The organism is Bradyrhizobium campsiandrae, assembly GCF_014529705.1.
In the GTDB taxonomy this organism is placed as follows: Bacteria; Pseudomonadota; Alphaproteobacteria; order Rhizobiales; family Xanthobacteraceae; genus Bradyrhizobium; species Bradyrhizobium campsiandrae.
In genome coordinates this window covers 1-432 of record NZ_JAANIH010000218.1, presented here as the reverse complement: position 1 = coordinate 432, position 432 = coordinate 1, and the positions used below count along the sequence as shown (strand labels likewise).

General features: G+C 42.1%; 1 protein-coding gene. It reads left to right on the top strand.

Features of this window, described 5'->3' with window-relative positions:
- The first annotated feature begins 23 nt into the window (after positions 1-23).
- Entirely contained in the window at positions 24-326 is a 303-nt protein-coding gene (locus tag G8O24_RS47175; RefSeq protein WP_202988831.1) for an agmatine deiminase family protein, read from the top strand.
- The last annotated feature ends 106 nt before the right edge of the window (positions 327-432 follow it).

Sequence of the window (432 nt, the reverse complement as noted above, 5' to 3'; positions counted from 1 at the left end):
ATGCAAAAGGTCGTAAATGAGAAGTGCACAAAAGAAATGTACCTAAGCCAATTTTAATTACCGATGAAGAAAGTAAAGGTGCGGATGCTGTGGAAGGAACGCTACCACGGGAAGAAGGCGACCGACTCGCAGCAAGTTATATTAATTACTACACAGCCAATGGTGGAGTGATTTTTCCGCTATTTGGGGATCCAAATGATGAACTTGCTCGCGAAAAATTACAACAACTTTATCCAAACAGTGAAGTGGTTGGTGTAAAAGCAAGAGAAACTTTACTTGGCGGCGGAAATATTCACTGTATTACTCATCAGCTGCCAAGAGGATAAGGAGTGAACATCATGAATCAAAAAATAGTCGTGGCACTTGGTGGTAATGCAATTTTATCGTGTGATGCCAGCGCTGAAGCGCAACGAAGTGCTCTTGAAGAAACAG